Source organism: Cytobacillus sp. ABV4_503 (assembly GCF_056158445.1).
In genome coordinates this window covers 3,535,156-3,558,560 of sequence record NZ_JBSWTH010000001.1, presented here as the reverse complement: position 1 = coordinate 3,558,560, position 23,405 = coordinate 3,535,156, and the positions used below count along the sequence as shown (strand labels likewise).

Here is a 23,405-nt window from a genome sequence, read left to right as displayed (position 1 = left end):
GGGAGAAAATGATGAAACATCGCTATTTACCGATGACAGAGTCTGACCAGAAAGCAATGCTTGAAAAAATCGGCGTCAGTTCTGTGGAAGAACTATTCAGTGATATTCCCGAAAGTGTAAGATTTAAGGGCGAATATAAAATCAAGCCGGCTAAATCAGAGACAGCCTTACTGAAAGAGCTTACTAAAATGGCTCAGAAAAATGCTGATCTTCGCACAAATACATCTTTCCTTGGTGCGGGTGTTTATGATCATTACATGCCAATCATTGTTGATCATGTTTTATCCCGTTCAGAGTTTTATACTGCCTATACTCCTTATCAGCCAGAGATTTCCCAGGGTGAGCTCCAGGCAATCTTTGAATTCCAGACAATGATCTGTGAGTTAACAGGAATGGATGTTGCCAACTCATCCATGTATGATGGCGGAACAGCGCTTGCCGAAGCAGCCATGCTAAGCGCAGGCAGCACACGCCGCAAAAAGATACTTATCTCAAGCGCAGTTCATCCTGAATCTAAAGAAGTAGTTAAGACATACGCAAAGGGCCAGTATATTGAAGTGATTGAAATCCCTCATAAAGACGGGATCACAGATCTGGAAGCTTTAAATGGAATGATTGGCGATGACATAGCAGCTGTCATTGTACAATATCCTAACTTTTTTGGCAGAGTTGAGCCTTTAAAAGAGCTTGAGGAAATTATTCATGCCCATAAATCCATGTTTGTTGTTTCAAGCAACCCGCTTGCTCTTGGCACACTGACACCTCCGGGTAAATTCGGGGCAGACATTGTAGCAGGAGATGCCCAGGTTTTCGGAATTCCTACAGCTTTCGGAGGCCCGCATTGCGGATATTTTGCCGTAACATCCAAGCTAATGAGAAAAGTGCCGGGACGTCTTGTCGGACAAACGGTAGACGATCAGGGACGCCGCGGCTTCGTGCTTACTCTTCAGGCACGTGAACAGCATATCCGCCGCGATAAGGCAACTTCCAATATTTGTTCCAATCAGGCTCTAAACGCACTAGCGGCATCTGTAGCGATGACTGCTCTTGGCAAGAAGGGCGTAAGGGATATGGCCGCTGCCAACATGCAAAAAGCCCATTATGCAAAACAGCAATTCAAGGCTGGAGGCTTTGAAGTTCCATTTGAAGGCCCTTCATTTAATGAATTTGTCATCAAGCTGAATAAGCCTGTTAAAGAAGTAAATCAAAAGCTTCTTGAAAAGGATATTATTGGAGGCTACGATTTGGGCAGAGATTATGCTGGCCTTAAAAATCATATGCTTGTTGCTGTAACGGAATTGAGAACGAAGGAAGAAATCGATGCATTCGTTAAAGAAATGGGGGATTACCATGCATAAGGAAGATCAGCCACTCATCTTTGAATTAAGCACAGAAGGCCGTATCGGCTACAGCTTGCCTGAAATGGATATTCCGGAAATTGACCTGGTCGAGCTTCTTCCTGAAGGCTACCTGCGAGAGGAAGAGCCAGAGCTGCCGGAAGTGTCCGAACTTGATATCATGCGTCATTATACTGCACTTTCTAAACGCAATCATGGCGTTGATTCAGGGTTTTATCCACTGGGATCCTGCACAATGAAATACAACCCTAAAATCAATGAGAATGTAGCGCGTTTTAATGGTTTTGCCCACTTGCACCCGCTGCAGGATGAAAGCTCTGTTCAAGGTGCCCTGGAACTGATGTATGATCTGCAGGAGCATCTGATTGAAATTACGGGAATGGATGAAGTGACGCTTCAGCCAGCTGCAGGAGCACATGGAGAATGGACTGGATTAATGATGATCCGTGCTTATCATGAAGCGAATGGCGATACAAAGCGTACTAAAGTAGTGGTTCCTGACTCTGCACACGGAACAAATCCTGCATCCGCGACAGTCGCAGGCTTTGAAACAGTAACTGTTAAATCGGATGAAAATGGATTAGTGGATTTAGAGGACTTAAGAAGAGTGGTTGGCGAGGATACTGCTGCCCTTATGCTGACTAACCCGAATACTTTAGGCTTGTTTGAAGAAAACATTCTTGAAATGGCTGAGATTGTTCACGGCGCCGGCGGGAAGCTATACTATGATGGAGCTAACCTGAATGCAGTACTTTCAAAAGCACGCCCTGGAGATATGGGATTTGACGTTGTTCACCTTAATCTTCATAAAACCTTTACAGGACCGCATGGCGGCGGAGGACCGGGATCAGGCCCAGTCGGCGTAAAAGCGGATCTGATTCCTTTCCTTCCGAAGCCTGTATTGGTTAAGAATGGTGACCAATATGAATTTGATTATGACCGCCCGCAATCAATCGGACGTGTAAAGCCATATTACGGAAACTTCGGAATCAATGTCCGGGCTTATACTTATATCCGTACAATGGGGCCGGATGGACTGAAGGCTGTTACGGAAAATGCGGTACTAAATGCAAACTATATGATGAGAAGGCTTGAGCCATTCTTTGACCTGCCATTTGACAGACATTGCAAGCATGAATTTGTTTTAAGCGGAAAGCGCCAGAAGAAGCTTGGCGTACGTACTTTGGATATTGCCAAGCGACTTCTTGACTTTGGCTACCATCCGCCAACCATCTACTTCCCGCTTAACGTGGAAGAGTGCATTATGATTGAGCCGACAGAAACAGAATCAAAAGAAACGCTCGACGCTTTTGTCGACGCCATGATTCAAATAGCTAAAGAAGCTGAGGAAAACCCTGAGATTGTTCAGGAAGCCCCTCACACAACTGTAATTGGCCGTCTGGATGAAACAATGGCTGCAAGAAAGCCGGTTCTTCGCTATCAAAAGCAATAAACGGAAAAGGGTGTCCTTTAGAGGGCACTCTTTTTTTTTGGCTTGTAGACTAATTGTGAACTCTGGGAAGGAATAGGGGAATTCGGGAATAATGCACCGATTCCGGGGAAAAGATCCGAAAACAAGGGAAAGAGTATCGGGCTAAAAGAGAAAACAACAGCGGTGGTGAGGAGTGGATTATGATTGAACTTAGCTGAGGGGTCCCCAATCAAGAGACCCCGTTAAGATAACGGGGTCTTTTCAAATATTGCTATTATTTTTTCGCTTTCACTTTTCCTGTCCATTTTTTAAATCCGCCCTGCAGGTGTGAAAGGTCTTTGTAGCCTTTACGATGCAAAAACTGGGCAGCTCTCGCACTTCTCATGCCGCTTTGGCAATATAAGTAGACTGGCTTGTCCGGACGCAATTCTTTCATGCGCATTTTCATTTGTGAAAGCGGTATATTGCGGGCACCTAAAATATGGCCGTTTTCAAATTCATTTGGTTCACGTACATCGATTAATTGGGCTTTTCTGTAGCCTTCTCTGAACTGGTCTTCCGTAAGCGTTTTAACAATTCGGCGCTGATAAAACCAGGTTATCACGGAATAGGTAATGATTGCACCCAAAATGATAAGAATGAAATAAAGTGTTTCCAATATGTCTTTCTCCTTTCACACATAGGTAAGCCAACTAATATTATATAAGCCTTTCCTAATAGGAGTAAAGGAAATCTGTTAAATTTGTTATGGAAATTCAACTTGCTTTAAATTTCTCTGGAACTTTGGTAGACTATTAACCGCATGTGACTAGTTAAAGAATCTGAAAATGAGGGCTACATATGACTAAAGAAGTTTGGCGATTTATCGATTCAGGAGAGGGGTCACCTTCTTTTAATATGGCTTTGGATGAGGCATTGCTTGACTGGAACAGTGAGGGCAAAATGCCACCAGTAATCCGTTTTTACGGATGGAATCCGGCCACTCTTTCAATCGGTTATTTCCAAAAGGTTGAAAAAGAAATAGATATGGAAGCTGTTAAGCAGCATGGATTGGGATTTGTCCGCAGGCCTACAGGTGGAAGAGGTGTGCTTCATGAACATGAACTCACTTACAGTGTGATCGTTCCTGAAGCCCACCCCGAAATGCCGAATACAGTTACAGAAGCGTACAGAGTCATTTCTGAAGGGATCTTAAAAGGTTTTCACGGACTTGGGATGGAAGCTTATTTCGCAGTCCCAAAGACAGCTGAAGAAAGGGACTCTCTGAAAAATCCAAGATCTGCTGTTTGTTTTGATGCCCCCAGCTGGTATGAACTTGTAGTAGAAGGCCGTAAAGTGGCGGGAAGTGCACAAACAAGGCAAAAAGGGGTAATCCTTCAGCATGGTTCCATCCTACTTGATTTGGATGAAGACAAGCTGTTCAGCCTGTTCAAGTATCCGAATGACAGAGTCAAAGAAAGAATGCAAAGAGCTTTTAAAAATAAAGCTGTTGCCATTAATGAGCTGACAACTGAAAAAATCACCCTGGATCAAGCAAAAACAGCTTTCAAAAAGGGATTTGAAGAAGGCTTGAATATTGAACTTGAACCTTATAAGCTTACAGATGAAGAAATGGCATATGTACAAAAAATCGCAAAAGAGCGATATGAAAGTGATGACTGGAACTATAAGAGATAAAAGCGGCAAAGTCGCTTTTTCTCTTTTTTTAATGAATAATTTTCCAATTGCTGCCCTGTAAAAGTGCAAGCTTCAAAATATGTTAAAATTTATCGTTAATTGTCGGAAATCGGCTATTAACTCTGTTTTTCTTTAAATTTTAGTATATTTTAAGTTTGACAAAATCACATTTAGCTGAACCTGACACAATATGTAGTGGTGTCGAAAATATTTAGGACACTATATATTGATTTTGAGGTTTGAGGTATGGTAACTTTAGGGTACTCTTTTAAAACAGATAGATATACTCTATCTGCCCATATGGTTTACACATTAATTGATAATTGAATTTAGAAGGAGTTGTAACAATGTCTGTTGCTCTAGGACAAAAAATGAAATTGAACATTGATCGTTTAAACAAGGACATCCGTCTTTTTCCTCAGGTTCATCCTGTAACCCCAGATATGAAAATGACCCACAAAGGTGTTTCCCGCTTAGTTATGCTTGACCGCTACACTTTCAAAGACACCGAAAAAGTAACACTCACAAATGGTGACTTCGTTGTTCTCACCATCAAAGAGGATCCTAAATTTCCTGCACGGGGCCTGGGCTTTATCCAGGATATCGATTGGGAAAACAAGACAGCCAAAGTTTTAGTAGAGGAAGATTACAGAGGAGTGCTGGATGATCCGGAAGAATCTAGAACAGGCATTATTACAAAGCCTCTTGATGTAATCGAGAAGCCCCTTGAAATCTTCTATGAGCAAATCGCCAAGCGTAACGCAACAGGTCTGGCATCTGTTGAGAAAACCGAAGAAAAGAAAAAAGAATGGTTTGAAAAATTCTATCAGGAATTGAAAAACTTGAATTTCATTCCGGCTGGCCGCGTATTGTATGGAGCGGGTGCCGACACAGATGTTACGTATTTCAACTGCTACGTAATGCCATTCGTACAGGACTCCCGTGAAGGAATTTCCGAACACCGCAAGCAGGTAATGGAAATCATGAGCCGAGGAGGAGGAGTTGGGACAAATGGCTCAACTCTAAGACCGCGCAACACTTTGGCTAAAGGGGTAAACGGCAAGTCATCTGGTTCCGTATCCTGGCTTGATGATATTGCGAAGCTTACACACCTTGTGGAGCAGGGAGGTTCCCGCAGGGGCGCTCAGATGATTATGCTGGCGGACTGGCATCCGGACATTATCGAATTCATCATTTCGAAAATGCAGAACCCAAGAATTTTACGATTCCTTCTTGAAACTACTAATGATGAAACAATAAAAAAATATGCTAAAGAAAAATTAAAATTCACTCCATTTACCGAACAGGAAATGGCCATGTACCAGGGTATTATTAATTACAAGAGCATTCCCGGCTACGGCGGATTCAGTGATAAAATCATAAAGGATGCTGAAGAAAAACTGGAAACTGGCGGTACTTACAGTGTTCATAATTCTGAATTCCTTACTGGGGCAAATATTTCAGTCTGCCTGACAAAAGAATTTATGGATGCAGTTGAAAATGATGCGGAATATGAGCTTCGCTTCCCAGATGTTGAATCATATGATGCTGACACCATGAAAACCTACAACGAAGAATGGCATAAAGTCGGTGACGTCAGAGAATGGGGAAACCTTGGCTATAAAGTCCGTGTTCACCGCAAAATCAAAGCTAAAGAACTTTGGAATCTGATTAATATCTGTGCAACATACTCAGCAGAGCCAGGTATTTTCTTTATTGATAATGCCAACGACATGACCAATGCACAGGCTTACGGACAAAGGGTTGTAGCAACAAACCCATGCGGCGAACAGCCTCTCGCGCCATATTCTGTCTGCAACCTTGCAGCAGTGAACCTTGCAGAAATGGCAGATAAGGAAAATAAGACCGTTAACTTTGAAAAGCTGAAGCGTACTGTTGAAGTAGGAGTACGTATGCAGGACAACGTAATAGATGCTACACCATACTTCCTTGAAGAAAATAAAAAGCAGGCATTAGGCGAGCGGCGTGTTGGTCTTGGCGTTATGGGGCTTCATGATTTGCTGATCTATTGCGAAACAGAATATGGTTCTGAAGAAGGCAATGTGCTGATTGATAAAGTTTTCGAAACCATCGCAGCAACAGCTTACAAAGCGTCTGTTGAGCTTGCGAAGGAAAAAGGAAGCTTCCCATTTTTAACAGGTGACAATCCTGAGGAAACGAATCGTCTTCGCAAAGCTTTTACAGAAACAGGCTTTATGCAGAAAATGCCAGAGGATATCCGTGGATCCATCTTAGAAAGCGGAATCCGTAATTCACATCTGCTGACTGTTGCTCCTACCGGATCCACAGGTACCATGGTTGGAGTATCTACAGGTCTTGAACCGTATTTTTCCTTCTCCTACTTTAGAAGCGGACGCTTAGGCAAGTTCATTGAAGTGAAGGCAGATATTGTTCAAGAATATTTGGACCGCAATCCGGATGCAGATCCTAATAATCTGCCTGAATGGTTTGTGGCGGCGATGGATCTTGCTCCGGAAGCACACGCAGATGTTCAATGTGTGATTCAGCGCTGGATCGACAGCTCGATCAGTAAAACAGTAAACGCACCGAAGGGCTATAGTGTTGAACAGGTTGAGAAGGTGTATGAGCGCTTATACCGCGGCGGCGCAAAGGGCGGCACAGTCTATGTAGACGGATCACGCGATTCTCAAGTATTGACGCTGAAGGCTGAAGAGAACAGCTTTGACGGTACAGATACAGTCAAAAAAGAAAAATCAAAGCAGCATGTAGTGCTGGTTGATACAATCAGCGACCTGCGTTCAACCGACGTAACAATCGGTTCGGAGGTCGGCAATACATGTCCTGTATGCCGTAAAGGAAAAGTCAAAGAAATCGGCGGCTGCAATACTTGCACTAACTGTAATGCACAGCTGAAATGCGGTTTATAAAAATAATTTAAAAGACCAAAGAAGATGGAAATAATTGTTCCATCTTCTTTTTTTGCTGTTGGATCATTTGGATCATACTACACTCATAGGGTTCAGCGGTGATTTTTTTGCTGGCTGGACAAATTGATAAAGTGAGGTATGCCTAATGAAGCCATTTATCCCTCAGCTGGTTTATATAGAACCTCAAGCTCTTGAATATCCCCTGGGAAGAGAGCTGAAGGAAAAATTTGAAAAAATGAATTTGGAAATTAGGGAAACAACATCACACAACCAGGTGAGAAATATTCCGGGTGATAACGAATTGCAGAAATACCGCAATGCGAAATCCACTTTGGTGGTAGGCATCAGACGGACTCTGAAATTTGATACATCCAAACCTTCGGCAGAATACGCCATTCCCCTTGCTACAGGCTGCATGGGCCACTGTCATTATTGCTATCTGCAAACTACACTTGGAAGCAAGCCATATATTCGCACGTATGTAAACCTTGAAGAAATCTTTGAGCAGGCCTCTAAATATATGGAAGAGAGAAAGCCGGAGCTTACGCGATTTGAAGCTGCATGTACTTCCGATATCGTAGGGATTGATCATTTGACCCATTCCCTGAAAAAAACAATTGAATTTATTGGCCAGACGGAGTATGGCCAGCTCCGGTTTGTCACCAAGTATCATCATGTCGATCATTTGCTTGATGCTAAACATAATGGGAAAACCCGATTTCGTTTTAGTGTTAATTCGCGGTTTGTAATAAAAAACTTTGAGCCTGGCACCTCCTCATTCGACGATCGGCTTGAAGCTGCCCGTAAAGTAGCCAATGCCGGCTACCCGCTTGGCTTTATCGTGGCGCCTATTTACATGCATGATGATTGGCGCGAAGGGTACCATGAACTTTTTCAAAGGTTAAGCAAATCACTCGAAGGCATTAATCTGGAAGGATTAACTTTCGAGTTAATCCAGCACAGATTTACAAAGCCGGCCAAAAAGGTAATTGAAAAACGCTACCCGAAAACAAAGCTGGAAATGGATGAAGAAAAACGCAAATATAAGTGGGGAAGATATGGAATAGGTAAATATGTGTATCCGACTGATGAAGCAAATGATCTGGAAAATACAATTAGGGATTATATTCACTCTTATTTTCCAGAAGCAGAAGTGCAATATTTTACCTAATTATGAAATTCTGCTTGTCAGCCGTACTATTTTAAAAAACTCCTGATTAAAGATGTATAAGTAAGTGTTCCTCTATGAGCAAGTACATCGACAGGAGTGGCTTTCATGTATATAGATGGTGTTTTTTCTGGAGGAGGCATCAAAGGATTTGCCTTAATCGGCGCATATGAAGCAGTCCATAAAAGGGGATTTCGATTCAAACGGGTTGCTGGAACAAGTGCAGGATCCATTGTGGCTGCTTTAATTGCCGCCAATTATACAAGTGAGGAAATATATCAGCTCGTCGATGAATTTGAAGTCAAAAAGCTTCTTGATGAAAGAAAAACATTCATACCCTTTGCAGTCGGAAAATGGCTTAATCTGTATTGGCGTCTGGGATTATATAAAGGGTCGGAGCTGGAAAGCTGGATGGCTCAGAAGCTGGCTGACAGGGGGATTAGAACATTTTCAGATTTGCCGCCGCAATCGCTGAGGGTCATAGCGTCAGACCTTACAAACGGAAGGCTGGTTGTACTGCCTGATGATCTTGTGCATTATGGCATTGATCCAGCTTCATTTCCTGTAGCAAAAGCTATCAGGATGAGCTCCGAGCCTCCCGTATTTTTTTGAGCCGGTCAAGCTGAATGGCTACAGCAGCACAAATGTTATCGTTGATGGAGGGGTACTAAGCAATTTTCCCATGTGGCTATTTGATAAGGAAAATGTGAAAAAGACAAGGCCAGTGCTCGGGATAAAGTTAAGCCATAATCTGAGCGAACGGCCGCCGAATAAAATCGACAACGCCATACAAATGTATGCGGCGCTTTTTGAAACGATGAAGGACGCGCATGATGCAAGGTACATTTCGAGAAAACATGCACAAAATATTATTTTCATTCCAACGGATGGCGTACTGACTGCGGAATTTAATATAACCGAGCAGAAGAAAAGAGACCTTCTGGAGCACGGCAGGCAATGCGCGGAGGACTTTTTTTCATCATGGAGCTATTAAGCGGAAAAACAAGGAGCTTGATCCGGAAGTCTCCCCCAGAATTCAGAACTTAGCTTACAAAAATAAAAAATCGAGCCCGAATTAAAGGGAGGCTCGATTTTTCTTTTTGCCTTTTTTGCCTTCTATGACTGTCAAGTGTGGAGAAGATTTTTTCTTAGACTTTTTAATCGAAGTAAGGGAACCTACAGAAGCCTTCCTTCCATTGGCTGAGCCCATTTCTTTATTATTGTTAAAGCGCCTTTTGGATTTTTTGGCTGCCTTTATAAAAGCTCGCTGCTCCCGCTTTGAGGGATTAGATCTGTTAAAGCGCTGAAAAAGAAAGTATACTACAGCACCAATGATGACAATGACAGCTATTCTCTGCAAAAAACCGGCAGGATTAGAGATCAGGCTGACGGCAACTCCGATGACAGCTAGCATAATGAGCCCGGAGACAATATAAAATGTAAATGGTTTTTTCAAGAAAGCCACCTCCCTAAAAGCATGATGAGCAATTTTATAAGCTTTTAAACTATATAAGCTAAAGTTTATCGAAATAATTAATGAAAGTTGTCTTCATATTTTTCTTTTCCTATTTCTTTACAATTTAAACAGCAGAATATTAACTTTTAAAAAGTATCAGGAATAGCTGCGTACTTACCAAAGAGTATCCCGCATGCTGCCTATACTTAAATTTATGCTATGAACACCAGTCCCGGAACACACATTGCCTCAAATAAGCAAAAATCAAAGGACTGTATCATTAATTATTTTATTCGACCTAAAATCTCATAAAACCTCTCTACAACAGGAAATTATATAAAAAATATGAATGATCTTTGCCGGAGGGTTATTCGAATCTGCATTTATTTTAAATCTGATGCAATGGAATAAATGTGAGTGGACATAATAGGAAAAGGAGGTGGCGCAAAGTGGCAGAAGAAAAGGAGCGCTTGGAACAGGATCAAAGGGAGAGGCCGATGTCTTTTATGGCAATGGTGGTCATTACCGGACTGGTTGGAGGCATTCTTTGGAGCGGCCTGGCCTATCTGGCTTACGTGTTTAATTTTACCGAAATTCGCCCTAATGTCATTCTCGAACCCTGGACGATTGGGGCCTGGAAAGAGGGCTGGCTGGGAACTCTGATCTCAATTTTCCTTATTGGCGCAATTTCAATTGTGGCGGCCTTAATTTATTATGCAGCGCTGCGGAAATTTCAAAGTATTTTCGTGGGAGCTGGCTATGGAGTTGCCCTTTTTTTACTGGTATTTTTTATACTCAACCCAATATTCCCTGGAATCAGCCCGTTTTGGGATCTAGGGCGGAATACAATTATCACATCGATCTGTTTTTATATATTATTTGGCGTATTCGTAGGGTATTCCATATCATATGAAGCTCATGAAATCCGAGGCAAGAATGAAGATGAAAAAAAGGCCCGGACAGATCCGGATTTAACTTGATGGATAAAGCATAATGGCGAATGTTAAATCTTTATGCAGTAATGATGAATTTTGCGAAAAGCGCTATACATCAGAACTGTATGAAATTTTGCTTTATGATAGAATGTTCTTAATGGGCATTCTTTTTCGATGCTGTCAGAGAGTAGACAAGAATAGAAAGAGAGGCCTGTCAGCAACTATGTAAGAGGGGGTTGAACATGGGGAAAATACTCCTGTTAAATGGGCCAAATTTAAACCTGCTCGGCAAAAGGGAACCAGGTGTTTATGGAAAAGAAACGCTTGATCAGCTGGAGCAGAATATGAAAGCATTGGGTGCTTCACATGAGACAGAAGTGACCTGTTTTCAGTCAAATCATGAAGGGGAACTCATTGACAAGCTTCACCTCGCCAATGAAGATGGCACACAGGGTATTATTTTCAATCCTGGCGCATTTACCCATTATAGTTACGCGATCAGGGATGCTGTTGCAGGAATCCAGGTTCCTTTGATCGAAGTACATATTTCAAATGTTCATGCCAGGGAAGAATTCAGGCATACTTCTGTCATTGCACCCGCTGCAATGGGCCAAATAGTCGGTCTGGGCTTTAAAGGGTATGAACTGGCTTTCCATGCATTAATGGATTTTCAAAAGGGGAGAGGATAATATGGAAAAAATACAAAAATTACGCACACGCTTTACTGAGTCTGGGATAGATGGAATGCTGATTACCAGCAGTTTCAACCGCCGTTATATGACTGGTTTTACCGGTTCAGCCGGCGTGGTATTAATCAGTGCGGATAAAGCACTCTTCATAACCGATTTCCGCTACACAGAACAGGCAGCTAAACAGTGTGAAGGGTATGAAATTGTGAAGCATACTGGTGCAATTACAGAAGAAGTTGCCAAACAGGCTGAACAGCTTGGGATCAAAAAGCTTGGCTTTGAAGAGAATCATTTGGCTTTCTCATCCTATAAAGCCTATGAAAAAGCTGTTAACTCTGAGCTTGTCCCAGTTTCTGACACAATTGAAAAGTTACGCTTGATAAAGACCGATTCAGAGATTAAGATAATAAAGGTGGCAGCTGACATTGCAGATGCTGCTTTTAAACATATTCTTGATGTCATTCGGCCAGGAATTACTGAATTGGAAGTTTCCAATGAATTAGAATTCTTTATGAGAAAAGCGGGTGCAGTTTCATCATCGTTTGATATTATCGTAGCATCCGGATACCGTTCTGCTCTTCCGCATGGAGTCGCCAGTGATAAAGTTATTGAAAAAGGCGATTTTGTCACACTGGACTTCGGCGCTTATTATAAGGGCTATGTTTCAGATATTACTCGTACGGTTGCTGTTGGAGAACCTGAAGATAAGCTGAAAGAAATCTATACAATTGTGCAGGAAGCTCAGGAGCGGGGGATGGAAGGCATCAAACCGGGAATGAGCGGCAAAGAAGCAGATGCCTTAACTCGTGATTATATTTCTGGTAAAGGCTATGGCGAATATTTTGGTCATTCTACCGGACATGGCATCGGGCTTGAAGTGCATGAAGGGCCTGCATTGTCATTTAAGTCTGATGTTATACTTGAACCTGGAATGGTTGTAACGGTGGAGCCGGGCATTTACATACCGGGCCTCGGCGGTGTCCGCATTGAGGATGATACAGTCATTACAAAGGATCACAATGAAACGCTTACTCACTCTACTAAAGAATTGATTATTCTTTAATTGTACACATTAGGAGGACAAACTCATGATTTCTGTAAACGATTTTCGTACGGGATTGACGATTGAAGTTGATAACGGCATTTGGCGTGTAATGGATTTCCAGCACGTTAAACCGGGAAAAGGAGCGGCATTTGTACGTTCCAAATTGCGCAACCTTCGCACAGGTGCTATTCAGGAAAAAACCTTTCGCGCAGGTGAAAAAGTAGGGAAAGCACAAATCGATAATCGTAAAATGCAATACCTTTATGCTAATGGAGATCAGCATGTTTTCATGGACAATGAGTCTTATGAGCAAATCGAGCTGCCTGCATCAGCAATTGAGTATGAATTAAAGTTTTTAAAAGAGAACATGGAAGTTGCTATTATGCTTTACCAGGGAGAGTCTCTCGGAATTGAGCTTCCTAACTCTGTTGAGCTTACAGTGACTGAAACAGAACCAGGCATTAAAGGGGATACTGCTTCCGGCGGAACGAAGCCTGCTACACTTGAAACAGGCCTGACTGTACAAGTTCCTTTCTTTGTTAATGAAGGAGATAAGCTGATTATCAATACAACTGATAGTTCATACGTGTCACGTGCATAATTTTAAAAAAAATCCCGATTTCTCGGGATTTTTTTTTATCCTTTATATTTCCTGCCTTCAGCACCGGGGGATATGTCAGTATCATTGCGATTATTATAATCAGGGTCAGATGCAGGGGCATTTCTATTATCGCGTGTTCCGCCGAGATAAGCCCTGTCGCCTTTTTTCTGGTTTTTTAAAAATTCTCCTAAGTTCTCATTCATCCTCAAACCTCATTTCTCCGGGAAGTTACTATGTGACACATAATTAGTATTAGCTTTTTCCTTATGATTATAAGACGAAAATTTCTTAGCTATAATAGGTGAACTCTGCTGTGATTTGGCTTTCTATGTCTATGGTTCCAGGCTGGATAGGCGTGCTGACGGCACTTTTAACAAAAGTGGAGGATTGATACGATACAGGCTGTTCTATGCCTAAAGTTCTTTCCGCAATGGATACAGGGGTGCTGATCAAATGTACTCTAAGTGCAGAGGCGATTGTTTCTGCCTTTTTGCAGGCATCCATAACGGCCTGAATTAATGCCTGCTGGTACAATTCTGACTGGTTTTCAGCTTCAAAATGAATTCCTCTGACAATGTTTGCGCCGTTATCCACTGCTGTATCCACTACAAGTCCCGTATTTTCTATCTCATCGACAGTAATGCCTAGTATATGCTCAACCCTGTACCCGCGGAAAATTTGCTTGCCATCCACAAAATCGTACTGCGGAAAAATGGTGAAATCGGACGTTTGAATCTGCTTTTCTGTTATTCCAATATAATTAAGAGCCTTTTTGATACTTGAAATGGCACCTGCATTCTGTACCTGTGCTTTCTGAAGCTCCTGGTCTTCTGTTAAAACCCCCAGCTTTATGTTAGCCTGGTCAGGCTGTACAGCTAGCTTCCCCTCACCTGAAACCCTTAAAATATTTGGCTTTGATCTGGAATGGCTTCCTGTTTGCACAGAATTGCGGACAAAGGGCTGATAATAATACATGGATTTCATTCCCCGCTTTCATTGAGGTATCTTTCTAGAATTACGCGGGAGAAAGAAAGAAAATGCGTACATTATTAATCCCAGCTGTAATTCAACAGCCGCGCAATTCTCTTAGGGATATCCGTATTCTCCATCACTCCTGTAAAAGTTTCGCTCCCAATGCCATAAGCAAATAAAGGGATCATATTGCCTGTATGTCCGCCGGTTGAGCTGAGAGATCTTACTTTATTCGTTAAAATTCCCCCATGATATTTTTCTGCAATCAGGCTGCCTATTTCCCATGCAGCTAAATATTGAGGATAAACCTTGCTGTCTGTTTTCATCAGCTTGCCATTAAATGTTTCAATTTCCTGCTCGGTTAAATCAATATTTGCATACTTTTTTAAGACATTCTTAACGCTTTCTGACCGGTAAGTGCCCCTATTTTCATCTCTGGCAAATTGGCTGACCATATACTGCGGGGTCGCCTTGATTTCTTTTAACTGCTGTATATCCAGCGGCTCTGATGCTGATATACCCATGGTTTCGTGATCAGCGGCAACCAACACCAGTGTCTCTTTGTCCTTTTTTGCCCATTCAACCGCATACTTGACAGCTTCATCAAATTCAATGGTTTCTTTCCAGATGCTTGTAATATCGCCTGCGTGTGAAGCGTGGTCAATCCTTGCGCCTTCAGCCATAAGGAAAAATCCATGATTACCTTTTGAGAGAACACTGATCGCTTTTTCAGTCATTTCTTTTAAGCTTGGTTCCTTGCTGTTTTTTAAAGGACGGTCCAGTTTAAAGTTCATATATCCATTATTGAACAATCCAAGAAGTTTTCCCCCTTTTGCTTTCTGCATTTCCTCCCGATTGCTAGCATAGTCATAGCCTTTCATCCTGGCCTCCTTAATTAAATCCTTTCCGCCTTGCTTTTCCTGACTGAAATAGGCTCTCCCGCCTCCCATTAACACATCCACCTCATTATTCAGCTGCTGGCGTGCAATTTCCTCCTGTCCAGACCATCTGTTTGTAACACTTGCTGTAAAGGCGGCAGGTGTTGCGTCTGTAACTGTATTGGTAGAGATAATCCCCGCCTTTTTTCCGCTTTTCTTGAATAAATCCAGAATGCTGTCTGTTTCCTTACCATCAGGAGTGACTCCGATCATCTCATTATTTGTTTTTTTTCCAATTGCAAGTGCAGTGCCGCCGGCAGCTGAGTCTGTAACAAAATTATTGGCAGATTCGGTATGCACCAATGCCGTGTGAGGGAGAGATTCCAGAAACAACCGACCATCCTTTCCATATTCCAGTTTTCTTGCAATCTCAATCTGGCCAATTCCCATTCCGTCTCCAATCATCAGAATGACATTTTGCGGTCCTTTTGCAATTTTCTGATGAGCCATTCCTTCTGCAGGGAAGAAGCCAAGGACTAAAAGATGAAAAATAACCATAATGTAAACACATTTAGCTTTCATATAATGACACCCGCCTTTACCAACTTTCTTAGGGTTATTTTTTGGAGAAAAGATTTTTTTTACTCGGCGAAAAGCTTGTCCCTAAATAAATGAGAAGCTTGCAAATCTAAGTCATATTGTTTTGCCTCAGGCATACATTTTAAATAATGAGAAGCTAGTCCGAAATCAGATGATGAATGGAGGAGCAGACATGGAAACGATTATAGCCTTTTTGCCGAAAAAAATTGCCGAACAAATACTGAGAATCCCTCCGCAAACCTTAGACGATCTGGAGGAAATCAGGGTCCGCATTTCCAGACCCATTGAACTGACAGCAAGGGGGGTGCCGCATTATCTCCCTTATATAGTTGAGTCAGAGGATGCCGTGCATTTGCTGAATAAAATAAGCCATTTTTCCATTTATACACTGGAGGAAGAACTGAAGAGAGGTTATATCACGATTGAAGGCGGCCATAGGGTAGGGCTTGCCGGAAAGGTCATTCTTGAACAAGGAAAGGTTAAGGCAATCAGAGATATTTCCTCTTTTAACATTAGAATTGCCAGGGAGAAAATTGGCATTGCCAAGAATCTGATTCCCCGAATTTACAATGATGGGTGGCTGCATACCATGATTATTGGTCCGCCGCAGACTGGTAAAACCACCTTACTGCGCGACATTGCAAGAATCATTTCATCTGGTGATCCCAATGATGACTTTCCTGCCAGCAAGGTTGGGATTGTGGATGAACGCTCCGAAATAGCAGGATGTGTGAACGGGATCCCTCAAATGACATTTGGGAATAGAATTGATGTCCTTGATGCCTGTCCAAAAGCTGAAGGCATGATGATGATGATTCGTTCCATGAGCCCCGAGGTTCTGGTTGTTGATGAAATTGGCAGGCATGAAGATGCAGAGGCCATAATGGAGGCTGTAAATGCCGGAATAAAGCTGATAATGACTACACATGGAAATTCGCTGGAAGAAATTAAGAAGCGCCCCACTTTACAAGCCATACTGGAAATGGGCATTTTTCAGCGTTTTATTGAACTGGGCAGGAAAGAAGGGCCAGGCAGCATTTTGTGCATTAGAAACTCAGACGTTGCAGGATACCCATATAAAGCGGGCGTGATGTAAATGATGAAGGTTATTGGAGCTGTTTTGATCATCATTGCTACAACGTGGGCAGGGTTTGAAGCTTCGAGGCATCTGACCGAAAGGCCGCGCCAGCTTCGCCAGCTTAAATCGGCCCTGCAGTCGCTGGAGGCTGAGATTATGTATGGCCATACGCCTCTTCATGAAGCAGCCAGAAGACTTTCTGCCCAGCTTTCCAAGCCGCTATCCTGGTTCTTTGAATCCTTTGCAAAGAAATTGACTGATTCCGAGACGACCGTTAAGGACGCCTGGGAGGAAAGTTTGAAGGAAACTTGGAAAATGACAGCTTTTAAACAGGGGGAATTTGAGATTATGAAGCAATTTGGCGAAACACTTGGAAGACATGACCGTCTATCCCAGCAAAAGCAGATCATGCTGACCCTTTCCCACCTGGAACGTGAAGAAGCAGATGCACATGACAGACAAGTGAAATACGAGAGAATGGTCAAAAGTCTGGGGTTTTTATCCGGATTGCTCTTAATTATTTTACTAATGTAGGACACGCCGGCAGCTTGAATTGCCGGACGCTGATCAGAGCTTAGGGGGAGAAAAGATGGGCCTAGAGGTAGATATCATATTTAAGATTGCAGGTGTCGGAATCGTTGTAGCCTTTTTGCATACTATTCTTGATCAGGTGGGCAAAAAGGAATACGCACAATGGGTGACGCTGTTCGGATTTATATATATCTTGTTCATGGTTGCTTCCATTGTAGATAACCTGTTCCAAAAAATAAAATCTGTTTTTTTGTTTCAGGGTTAAAAGGGGGGCTCAGCCATTGAAATTCTGCAGATAGTCGGATTTTCGCTTGTAGCCACTTTCCTGGCGCTGATTGTTAAGGAGCAAAAACCCAATTTTGCTTTTTTGCTGATTGTTTTTGTCGGCTGTGCCATCTTTCTTTTTCTCGTCGACCAAATTTATGCCATTATCCATATGATTGAAAAGATTGCCGTCAATGCAAAGGTAAATATCGTATATGTTGAAACCATTTTAAAAATAATCGGAATAGCCTATATTGCTGAATTTGCAGCCCAGATCACGAAAGATGCAGGACAGGGGGCCATTGCAGCAAAAATTGAGATGGGCGGGAAGATACTTATCCTAGCCATGGCAATCCCGATCCTTACTGTATTGATCGAAACCATCATTCGCATGATTCCGAGCTAGCTTGCTCAGGTCTACTGAATATGAAGGCCGCCGGAGTGGACAAGCACATATTGCTGTATTAGATAGGGTCTTTTAAAAGAGGTGAAAAAATGAAGCAAAGGATGCAGAAAATTTTATGGTTCAGCTTAATTCTATTCTTTTTCCTGGCACCAATTGTACAAGCCTCACCTAAGACCGGCGAAGCAGAGGAAACGATATCTCCCGAGGATTTAGTAGAATCTCAGGTGGAGAAGTTAGATCTTAATGAATTAAAAGGATTTTGGGAAGAAATCACAACTGAGTATGGAGGCTTTTTGCCTGAAAGCCAAAAGGGGAGTCTATATGAATTTATAAAGGGAGAAAAGGAATTCTCACTGAAAGAGTGGGCTGCCGGTGCAACGAAGTTTGTGTTCCATGAGTTCATTGTAAATGGAAAGCTGCTGGGAACCCTGATATTGCTGACGGTATTCAGCATGTTCCTCCAGTCTCTGCAGAATTCATTTGAAAAAAGCACTGTCAGTAAAGCGGCATACTCAATCGTGTTCATGGTTTTAATAATTATTGCACTGAACAGCTTTCATGTTGCGATCACTTACACACAGGAAACCATTTCAACCATGGTGTCATTCATAATGGCTCTAATACCGCTGCTGCTTGCACTGATTGCTTCTTCGGGAGGTGTGGTATCCGCTGCTTTTTCCACCCGGTGATTTTATTTTTGATGAATGTCAGCGGATTATTTATCCAGTATGTCATCCTTCCGCTTTTATTTTTATCAGCCCTGTTAAGCATTGTCAGCACATTGTCAGAACACTATAAGGTAACTCAGCTTGCGAATCTGCTCCGGAATTGGAGCATAGGGCTTCTTGGGATGTTTCTAACAGTCTTTTTGGGAGTTATATCAGTTCAGGGAGCCTCAGCCGCGGTTACAGATGGAATTACCATTCGTACAGCAAAATTTATTACTGGAAATTTCATTCCGGTCATTGGAAGGATGTTTACAGATGCGACCGATACAGTAATTAGCGCTTCGGTGCTATTGAAAAATACTGTTGGGATAGCAGGAGTCGCCATTCTCCTTATTATCGCAGCTTTTCCTGCAATCAAAATTTTGATGATTGCGTTTATATATAAATTCGCGGCAGCCATTTTGCAGCCGCTGGGGGGAGGGCCGATCATATCCTGCCTGGATATAATCAGCAAAAGCATCATCTATGTTTTTGCCGCTCTGGCCATCGTCTCCTTGATGTTTTTCCTTAGTATTACGGTTATTATAGCAGCCGGTAATTTGACCATGATGGTCAGGTAGGGAGGGAATGAAGTGGATTTCATAAAAGAATGGGTAACGAACATCATATTATTTGTTCTGCTTGCCACTGTCATAGATATGCTCCTCCCCAGTTCCAAGCTTCAGAAATACACAAAAATGGTGACAGGGCTGCTGCTGATTGCGATTATACTTACACCAATTTTAAGAATTATATCAAGTGATTTTGAAGAGGCACTTGTTTCAGTGCCGGTTTTTGAGGCATCCGGAGAAAAAAATATGGAAAATTTAATAGAAATGAAGAAAAAAGAAATACAAGCCTCAAGTGATGCATATATTTTAGAACAAATGGCTGTCCACATGAAACAGGACGCAGAAGAGGAGTTGATGGAACAGTACGGTCTGGAAATTGCTAACATTGATATTTTAGTAGATGAAAGCAGTGATCAAGCCTTCCCGGATAACCTGCAAAAGGTCATGATCCAACTCAAAGCAGAAGATGCAGAAGCTGAAGCTGTAGAAGTGGTTAAAACAGTGGAAATCAATGCCGGGAAACCTCTTCCATCCAGCGGGCCCGAACATGAAGATGCAGTAGGAATTGCTTCTCTTCTCGCACAAAAATGGAATGTAGACGCAAACTCAATCGAAGTTCTGGTAGAAGGGGGGAATATGGATAAGGATGGATAATGAAAAAGGTCCTTTCACATGGATAAAGAAGCTGATTTCAAAAGATGGTCAGTCTGATAAGAAACCCGGTAAATTCCATTATTTGCTGCTTGTACTACTTTTTGGAGCAGCGATCATGCTGATCAGCAATACGCTGTTTCAAGATGACGGCTCCACCGAGGATTTATCCGTTTTTAAGAATGGGGAAGAAGTGAAGCAGGAAGAAGAGGTGCCGGTATTCGGACAGCAGAAATCTGGAGGAAATGACACAATCGCCAATTATGAAAAGGCATACGAAGCTCAAATAAAAGAGGCACTTGACGCAATCGTCGGCGTAGAAGATGCCACTGTTGTGGTTAATGTGGATGCCACAGAGAAGAAAGTCCTTGAAAAAAACAAAACGACCCAAACACAGAAAACCGATGAAACAGATCGGGAAGGCGGCAAAAGGAAGGTTGAGGATCAGTCACAGGAGGAACAGCTTGTGATTGTCCGAAATGGAGAAAAAGAGGTTCCCATTGTCATAGAAACCAAGAAACCTGAAATAAGGGGAGTGCTGGTTGTGGCAAAAGGGGCTGAAAATATACAAGTGAAAAAGTGGATTATAGAGGCAGTAACAAGAGCGCTTGATGTTCCAAGTCATAGAGTATCTGTAATGCCAAAAAAAACTAAGGGGGAATAATAGATGCTTTTAAAGAAACAAACGGTCTGGCTATTAACAATGCTGAGTTTGGTGGTTGTCTTATCTGTATATTATGTAACATCTCCGGAGCAAAAAGGCAGTGACCTTGCTGCAATGGAAGAAAAGGCAGAGGGAGAAATGGAATCAGTTGAAAGTGAAGATGGCAAGGCAATCATTACAAACACTGCCAGTGATGAAATGTTTGAGACTTTGCGCCTTCAGCTTGACGATGAGCGCAGCCGCATGAAGGAGGATCTTACAGAGGTCCTCGGTCAAACTGATCTTCCGGCTGAAGAAAGAATGAAGGCAAAAGATCAAATTGATGAATTAAATGAAATCGCTCAAAAAGAAGCGATGCTTGAAACATTAATAAGGGCGATGGATTATGAAGATGTACTTGTCCGTGCTGATGGAAAGAAGGTTCAAATTACGGTTAAGGCAAAAGATCATTCAGCTTCTGCTGCAAACAATATTATTCAGGAAGTAAGGAACGAAATTGGACAGCTTGAGGCTGTAGCCGTTGAGTTCCAGGTTGAAAAGTAGATAATATAGGGGGAGCCAGCATAATTCCTGCGGGCTCCCTTTTATAATTTTATTATATGTTTGGTAACTTTTTCATATAAGTGCATAATATAAAAGTCCTGTTTACTATAGAAATCTGGCTGAATTTCAAGTAAAATCCTTAACATTTCACAAAAAATTAGAAAAATATTAAAATGGAACAAAGGGTGGATAGAGAAATTATTATCCAGTACATAATAGGATGTTGAAGTTTTATAAGGTCTTATCGTATGATATTAGTATCTAGTCATAATTAAATCATGCATTACATTCCTGCCGTATGTTCTAATTCTTTGCATCAAAGGGATGGATACGGATTAATTGGATTGTCATGCAGTGAGAAAACAAGGGGTGCCAAAATGTTAAAAGTACAAGAAATCCGTGAACTGATTAAATTGGTTGATCAGTCAAATATTGATGAATTTGTATATGAGCATGAAGGTTCAAAAATTAAGATGAAGAAAAAGGGCAATGAAGCAGCAGTTGTTCAGCAAGTTCAGCCGGCAGCTGTTCAAGCATTAGCTCCTGCTCCGCAGCCAGTCCAGCCAGCTGCTGTAAAGGTGGAAGAGCCAAAAGCTGAAGCACCAGCACATGCACCGGCACCACAGGCCGATGCCGCGGAAGATCTACATAAGATTGTCTCACCGATGGTAGGAACCTTTTATCAATCATCTTCACCTGATGCAGATGCATATGTAAAAGCCGGCTCTAAAGTTACAAAAGATTCCATTGTCTGCATTGTGGAAGCAATGAAGTTATTTAATGAAATTGAAGCAGAAGTGAATGGCGAAATTGTAGAAGTGCTTGTAAAAGACGGCCAGTTAGTAGAATATGGCCAGCCACTATTTTTAGTAAAGCCTGAATAAGGAGCGGTTACGGATGATCAAAAAACTCTTGATTGCCAATAGAGGAGAAATAGCGGTGCGCATCATTAGGGCAGCCCGCGAGATGGGGATAGAATCTGTAGCTGTATTTTCAGAGGCTGACAGGGAAGCACTCCATGTTCAGCTGGCCGATGAGGCCTACTGTATTGGCCCAACAGCGTCAAAGGACAGCTATTTGAATTTTACCAATATAATTAGTGTCGCCAAGCTTACAGGCTGTGACGCCATTCATCCAGGTTATGGATTCCTTGCTGAAAATGCGGACTTTGCTGAACTTTGCAGAGAATGCAATATTATCTTTGTCGGCCCGACTCCAGAAGCCATCAGCAAAATGGGCACAAAGGATATTGCAAGGGAAACCATGAAGGAAGCAGGAGTACCGATTGTTCCTGGCTCCAACGGAATCATAAAGGATGCAGAAGATGCTATTCAGCTTGCTGAAAAGATTGAGTATCCGGTAATTATTAAAGCGACTGCCGGCGGAGGCGGAAAAGGAATCCGCGTAGCACGTAATGAGCAAGAGCTTATTAAAGGAATTACGATCACTCAGCAGGAAGCGCTAACTGCGTTCGGAAATCCTGGCGTTTATATTGAGAAATATATTGAGGACTTCCGCCATGTGGAGATCCAGGTTCTTGCAGACAATTACGGTAACACCGTTCATCTCGGAGAAAGGGATTGTTCCATACAAAGGCGTCTGCAAAAGCTGCTGGAGGAAACGCCTTCACCTGCACTTGACGGTGAAACACGCGAAGAAATGGGAAATGCAGCTGTTAAAGCAGCAAAAGCAGTTGATTATACAGGCGCTGGCACGATAGAATTTATATACGATTATCAAAATCGCAAATTCTATTTCATGGAAATGAACACACGTATTCAAGTGGAGCATCCAGTTACAGAAATGGTTACAGGGGTCGATTTAATCAAGGAGCAAATTAAGGTTGCTTCAGGTGAAAAGCTTAATTTCACACAGAGTGATATAACATTTAGCGGCTGGTCGATTGAATGCAGAATTAATGCGGAAAACCCGGAGAAAAACTTTATGCCATCAGCAGGAAAAATCGATATGTATCTGCCTCCTGGCGGGCTGGGTGTAAGAGTGGACTCTGCTGCCTACCCGGGCTATATGATTCCTCCATATTATGACTCAATGATTGCAAAAGTGATCACTTACGGCAATACTAGGGAAGAAGCCATTTCCCGAATGAAACGGGCATTAAGTGAATTTGTGGTGGAAGGGGTTCATACAACAATTCCATTCCACCTCAAGCTCCTAAACCACGAAAAATTTGTGGAAGGGCAGTTTAATACGAAATTTCTTGAATTGCACGATGTAATGAATTCTTAAAGACTTGTGGAGGTGCTAA

At 42.2% G+C, this 23,405-nt stretch carries 23 protein-coding genes and 2 pseudogenes; 20 read left to right on the top strand and 5 right to left on the bottom strand.

What is annotated here, in order from left to right:
• Window positions 1–11 precede the first annotated feature (11 nt).
• Both gcvPA and gcvPB read left to right on the top strand, forming a co-directional pair.
• Window positions 12–1,358, top strand: coding sequence for an aminomethyl-transferring glycine dehydrogenase subunit GcvPA (gene gcvPA / locus ACXAD1_RS17910; RefSeq protein WP_474911329.1), 1,347 nt, complete (start codon window positions 12–14; stop codon window positions 1,356–1,358).
• Window positions 1,351–2,811, top strand: coding sequence for an aminomethyl-transferring glycine dehydrogenase subunit GcvPB (gene gcvPB, locus ACXAD1_RS17905; RefSeq protein ID WP_206838532.1), 1,461 nt, complete (start codon window positions 1,351–1,353; stop codon window positions 2,809–2,811). Before gcvPA ends, gcvPB begins: the two co-directional genes overlap by 8 nt.
• Before the next feature lie 253 nt (window positions 2,812–3,064).
• Here the strand turns inward: gcvPB and ACXAD1_RS17900 are convergent, their stop codons facing one another.
• Window positions 3,065–3,448 carry a rhodanese-like domain-containing protein gene (locus ACXAD1_RS17900; RefSeq protein WP_009332920.1) on the bottom strand — a complete coding sequence of 128 codons (384 nt, stop codon included), beginning with the start codon at window positions 3,446–3,448 and terminating at the stop codon, window positions 3,065–3,067.
• Between the two features lie 182 nt (window positions 3,449–3,630).
• Between ACXAD1_RS17900 and ACXAD1_RS17895 the strand changes: the two genes are divergently transcribed.
• The 4 genes and pseudogenes from ACXAD1_RS17895 (at window position 3,631) to ACXAD1_RS17880 (ending at window position 9,538) form a co-directional block, all read left to right on the top strand.
• Entirely contained in the window at window positions 3,631–4,467 is an 837-nt protein-coding gene (locus ACXAD1_RS17895) for a lipoate--protein ligase family protein (RefSeq protein WP_206838528.1), read from the top strand.
• A gap of 347 nt (window positions 4,468–4,814) precedes the next feature.
• Window positions 4,815–7,376, top strand: a complete 2,562-nt coding sequence (locus ACXAD1_RS17890; protein WP_206838525.1) for a vitamin B12-dependent ribonucleotide reductase — start codon at window positions 4,815–4,817, stop codon at window positions 7,374–7,376.
• Window positions 7,377–7,521: 145 nt separating this feature from the next.
• Window positions 7,522–8,547 carry a spore photoproduct lyase gene (gene splB / locus ACXAD1_RS17885; protein ID WP_206838522.1) on the top strand — a complete coding sequence of 342 codons (1,026 nt, stop codon included), beginning with the start codon at window positions 7,522–7,524 and terminating at the stop codon, window positions 8,545–8,547.
• A gap of 105 nt (window positions 8,548–8,652) precedes the next feature.
• A pseudogene (locus ACXAD1_RS17880) lies at window positions 8,653–9,538 on the top strand (patatin-like phospholipase family protein).
• A gap of 81 nt (window positions 9,539–9,619) precedes the next feature.
• On the opposite strand, the gene ACXAD1_RS17875 reads toward ACXAD1_RS17880, so the two are convergent.
• On the bottom strand, window positions 9,620–10,009 hold the full coding sequence (locus tag ACXAD1_RS17875; RefSeq protein WP_312886149.1) for an SA1362 family protein: 390 nt from the start codon (window positions 10,007–10,009) through the stop codon (window positions 9,620–9,622).
• 440 nt (window positions 10,010–10,449) lie between these two features.
• Here ACXAD1_RS17875 and ACXAD1_RS17870 point away from each other — a divergent pair, with 440 nt between their 5' ends.
• The 4 genes from ACXAD1_RS17870 (at window position 10,450) to efp (ending at window position 13,270) form a co-directional block, all read left to right on the top strand.
• Window positions 10,450–10,980: a YqhR family membrane protein gene (locus ACXAD1_RS17870; RefSeq protein ID WP_206838515.1), complete on the top strand. Its 531-nt coding sequence runs from the start codon at window positions 10,450–10,452 to the stop codon at window positions 10,978–10,980.
• A gap of 197 nt (window positions 10,981–11,177) precedes the next feature.
• A complete protein-coding gene (gene aroQ, locus ACXAD1_RS17865) occupies window positions 11,178–11,624 on the top strand; it encodes a type II 3-dehydroquinate dehydratase (RefSeq protein ID WP_206838513.1) in 447 nt (148 codons plus the stop codon).
• Between the two features lies 1 nt (window position 11,625).
• Entirely contained in the window at window positions 11,626–12,687 is a 1,062-nt protein-coding gene (locus ACXAD1_RS17860; protein WP_206838512.1) for a M24 family metallopeptidase, read from the top strand.
• 25 nt (window positions 12,688–12,712) lie between these two features.
• Window positions 12,713–13,270, top strand: coding sequence for an elongation factor P (efp, locus tag ACXAD1_RS17855; protein WP_370221955.1), 558 nt, complete (start codon window positions 12,713–12,715; stop codon window positions 13,268–13,270).
• 35 nt (window positions 13,271–13,305) lie between these two features.
• Here efp and ACXAD1_RS17850 read toward each other — a convergent pair whose 3' ends face one another.
• The 3 genes from ACXAD1_RS17850 to ACXAD1_RS17840 all read right to left on the bottom strand — a co-directional run bounded on the left by ACXAD1_RS17850 (window position 13,306) and on the right by ACXAD1_RS17840 (window position 15,702).
• Entirely contained in the window at window positions 13,306–13,473 is a 168-nt protein-coding gene (locus tag ACXAD1_RS17850; RefSeq protein ID WP_206838509.1) for a hypothetical protein, read from the bottom strand.
• Window positions 13,474–13,558: 85 nt separating this feature from the next.
• A complete protein-coding gene (locus ACXAD1_RS17845; protein ID WP_474910684.1) occupies window positions 13,559–14,245 on the bottom strand; it encodes an SIMPL domain-containing protein in 687 nt (228 codons plus the stop codon).
• Window positions 14,246–14,319: 74 nt separating this feature from the next.
• Window positions 14,320–15,702: an alkaline phosphatase gene (locus ACXAD1_RS17840; RefSeq protein WP_474910683.1), complete on the bottom strand. Its 1,383-nt coding sequence runs from the start codon at window positions 15,700–15,702 to the stop codon at window positions 14,320–14,322.
• Window positions 15,703–15,892: 190 nt separating this feature from the next.
• Here ACXAD1_RS17840 and spoIIIAA point away from each other — a divergent pair, with 190 nt between their 5' ends.
• The 10 genes and pseudogenes from spoIIIAA to accC all read left to right on the top strand — a co-directional run bounded on the left by spoIIIAA (window position 15,893) and on the right by accC (window position 23,386).
• Window positions 15,893–16,816 (top strand): stage III sporulation protein AA, encoded by a 924-nt coding sequence (gene spoIIIAA / locus ACXAD1_RS17835; protein WP_474910682.1) that lies wholly within the window; start codon window positions 15,893–15,895, stop codon window positions 16,814–16,816.
• Entirely contained in the window at window positions 16,817–17,332 is a 516-nt protein-coding gene (gene spoIIIAB, locus ACXAD1_RS17830) for a stage III sporulation protein SpoIIIAB (protein ID WP_206838499.1), read from the top strand.
• A gap of 55 nt (window positions 17,333–17,387) precedes the next feature.
• A complete protein-coding gene (spoIIIAC, locus tag ACXAD1_RS17825; RefSeq protein ID WP_009332905.1) occupies window positions 17,388–17,594 on the top strand; it encodes a stage III sporulation protein AC in 207 nt (68 codons plus the stop codon).
• Between the two features lie 15 nt (window positions 17,595–17,609).
• Window positions 17,610–17,999, top strand: a complete 390-nt coding sequence (gene spoIIIAD / locus ACXAD1_RS17820; protein WP_172581968.1) for a stage III sporulation protein AD — start codon at window positions 17,610–17,612, stop codon at window positions 17,997–17,999.
• An 89-nt stretch (window positions 18,000–18,088) separates the two neighbouring features.
• Window positions 18,089–19,287, top strand: a pseudogene (gene spoIIIAE / locus ACXAD1_RS17815) (stage III sporulation protein AE).
• 12 nt (window positions 19,288–19,299) lie between these two features.
• Window positions 19,300–19,932 carry a stage III sporulation protein AF gene (spoIIIAF, locus tag ACXAD1_RS17810; protein WP_206838495.1) on the top strand — a complete coding sequence of 211 codons (633 nt, stop codon included), beginning with the start codon at window positions 19,300–19,302 and terminating at the stop codon, window positions 19,930–19,932.
• Window positions 19,925–20,593: a stage III sporulation protein AG gene (gene spoIIIAG, locus ACXAD1_RS17805; RefSeq protein ID WP_206838493.1), complete on the top strand. Its 669-nt coding sequence runs from the start codon at window positions 19,925–19,927 to the stop codon at window positions 20,591–20,593. The genes spoIIIAF and spoIIIAG overlap by 8 nt, the downstream gene beginning before the upstream one ends.
• A 3-nt stretch (window positions 20,594–20,596) precedes the next feature.
• Entirely contained in the window at window positions 20,597–21,136 is a 540-nt protein-coding gene (locus tag ACXAD1_RS17800; RefSeq protein ID WP_206838491.1) for a SpoIIIAH-like family protein, read from the top strand.
• Window positions 21,137–21,513: 377 nt separating this feature from the next.
• Window positions 21,514–22,020: an acetyl-CoA carboxylase biotin carboxyl carrier protein gene (accB, locus tag ACXAD1_RS17795; protein ID WP_370224740.1), complete on the top strand. Its 507-nt coding sequence runs from the start codon at window positions 21,514–21,516 to the stop codon at window positions 22,018–22,020.
• A 13-nt stretch (window positions 22,021–22,033) separates the two neighbouring features.
• The gene (accC, locus tag ACXAD1_RS17790) at window positions 22,034–23,386 is read left to right on the top strand and encodes an acetyl-CoA carboxylase biotin carboxylase subunit (RefSeq protein ID WP_474910681.1); all 1,353 of its coding nucleotides are present in this window, start codon (window positions 22,034–22,036) and stop codon (window positions 23,384–23,386) included.
• Window positions 23,387–23,405 lie beyond the last annotated feature (19 nt).

Bases quoted from the DNA above. Each gene is read 5' to 3' on its own strand.
- efp (WP_370221955.1), top strand. From the start codon at position 12,713: ATGATTTCTGTAAACGATTTTCGTACGGGATTGACGATTGAAGTTGAT.
- ACXAD1_RS17860 (WP_206838512.1), top strand. From the start codon at position 11,626: ATGGAAAAAATACAAAAATTACGCACACGCTTTACTGAGTCTGGGATA.
- ACXAD1_RS17890 (WP_206838525.1), top strand. From the start codon at position 4,815: ATGTCTGTTGCTCTAGGACAAAAAATGAAATTGAACATTGATCGTTTA.
- aroQ (WP_206838513.1), top strand. From the start codon at position 11,178: ATGGGGAAAATACTCCTGTTAAATGGGCCAAATTTAAACCTGCTCGGC.
- ACXAD1_RS17895 (WP_206838528.1), top strand. From the start codon at position 3,631: ATGACTAAAGAAGTTTGGCGATTTATCGATTCAGGAGAGGGGTCACCT.
- spoIIIAG (WP_206838493.1), top strand. From the start codon at position 19,925: ATGGATAATGAAAAAGGTCCTTTCACATGGATAAAGAAGCTGATTTCA.
- spoIIIAA (WP_474910682.1), top strand. From the start codon at position 15,893: ATGGAAACGATTATAGCCTTTTTGCCGAAAAAAATTGCCGAACAAATA.
- accC (WP_474910681.1), top strand. From the start codon at position 22,034: ATGATCAAAAAACTCTTGATTGCCAATAGAGGAGAAATAGCGGTGCGC.
- ACXAD1_RS17850 (WP_206838509.1), bottom strand. From the start codon at position 13,473: ATGAATGAGAACTTAGGAGAATTTTTAAAAAACCAGAAAAAAGGCGAC.
- ACXAD1_RS17845 (WP_474910684.1), bottom strand. From the start codon at position 14,245: ATGTATTATTATCAGCCCTTTGTCCGCAATTCTGTGCAAACAGGAAGC.
- spoIIIAB (WP_206838499.1), top strand. From the start codon at position 16,817: ATGATGAAGGTTATTGGAGCTGTTTTGATCATCATTGCTACAACGTGG.
- spoIIIAC (WP_009332905.1), top strand. From the start codon at position 17,388: ATGGGCCTAGAGGTAGATATCATATTTAAGATTGCAGGTGTCGGAATC.
- ACXAD1_RS17840 (WP_474910683.1), bottom strand. From the start codon at position 15,702: ATGAAAGCTAAATGTGTTTACATTATGGTTATTTTTCATCTTTTAGTC.
- gcvPA (WP_474911329.1), top strand. From the start codon at position 12: ATGAAACATCGCTATTTACCGATGACAGAGTCTGACCAGAAAGCAATG.
- gcvPB (WP_206838532.1), top strand. From the start codon at position 1,351: ATGCATAAGGAAGATCAGCCACTCATCTTTGAATTAAGCACAGAAGGC.
- accB (WP_370224740.1), top strand. From the start codon at position 21,514: ATGTTAAAAGTACAAGAAATCCGTGAACTGATTAAATTGGTTGATCAG.
- splB (WP_206838522.1), top strand. From the start codon at position 7,522: ATGAAGCCATTTATCCCTCAGCTGGTTTATATAGAACCTCAAGCTCTT.
- ACXAD1_RS17800 (WP_206838491.1), top strand. From the start codon at position 20,597: ATGCTTTTAAAGAAACAAACGGTCTGGCTATTAACAATGCTGAGTTTG.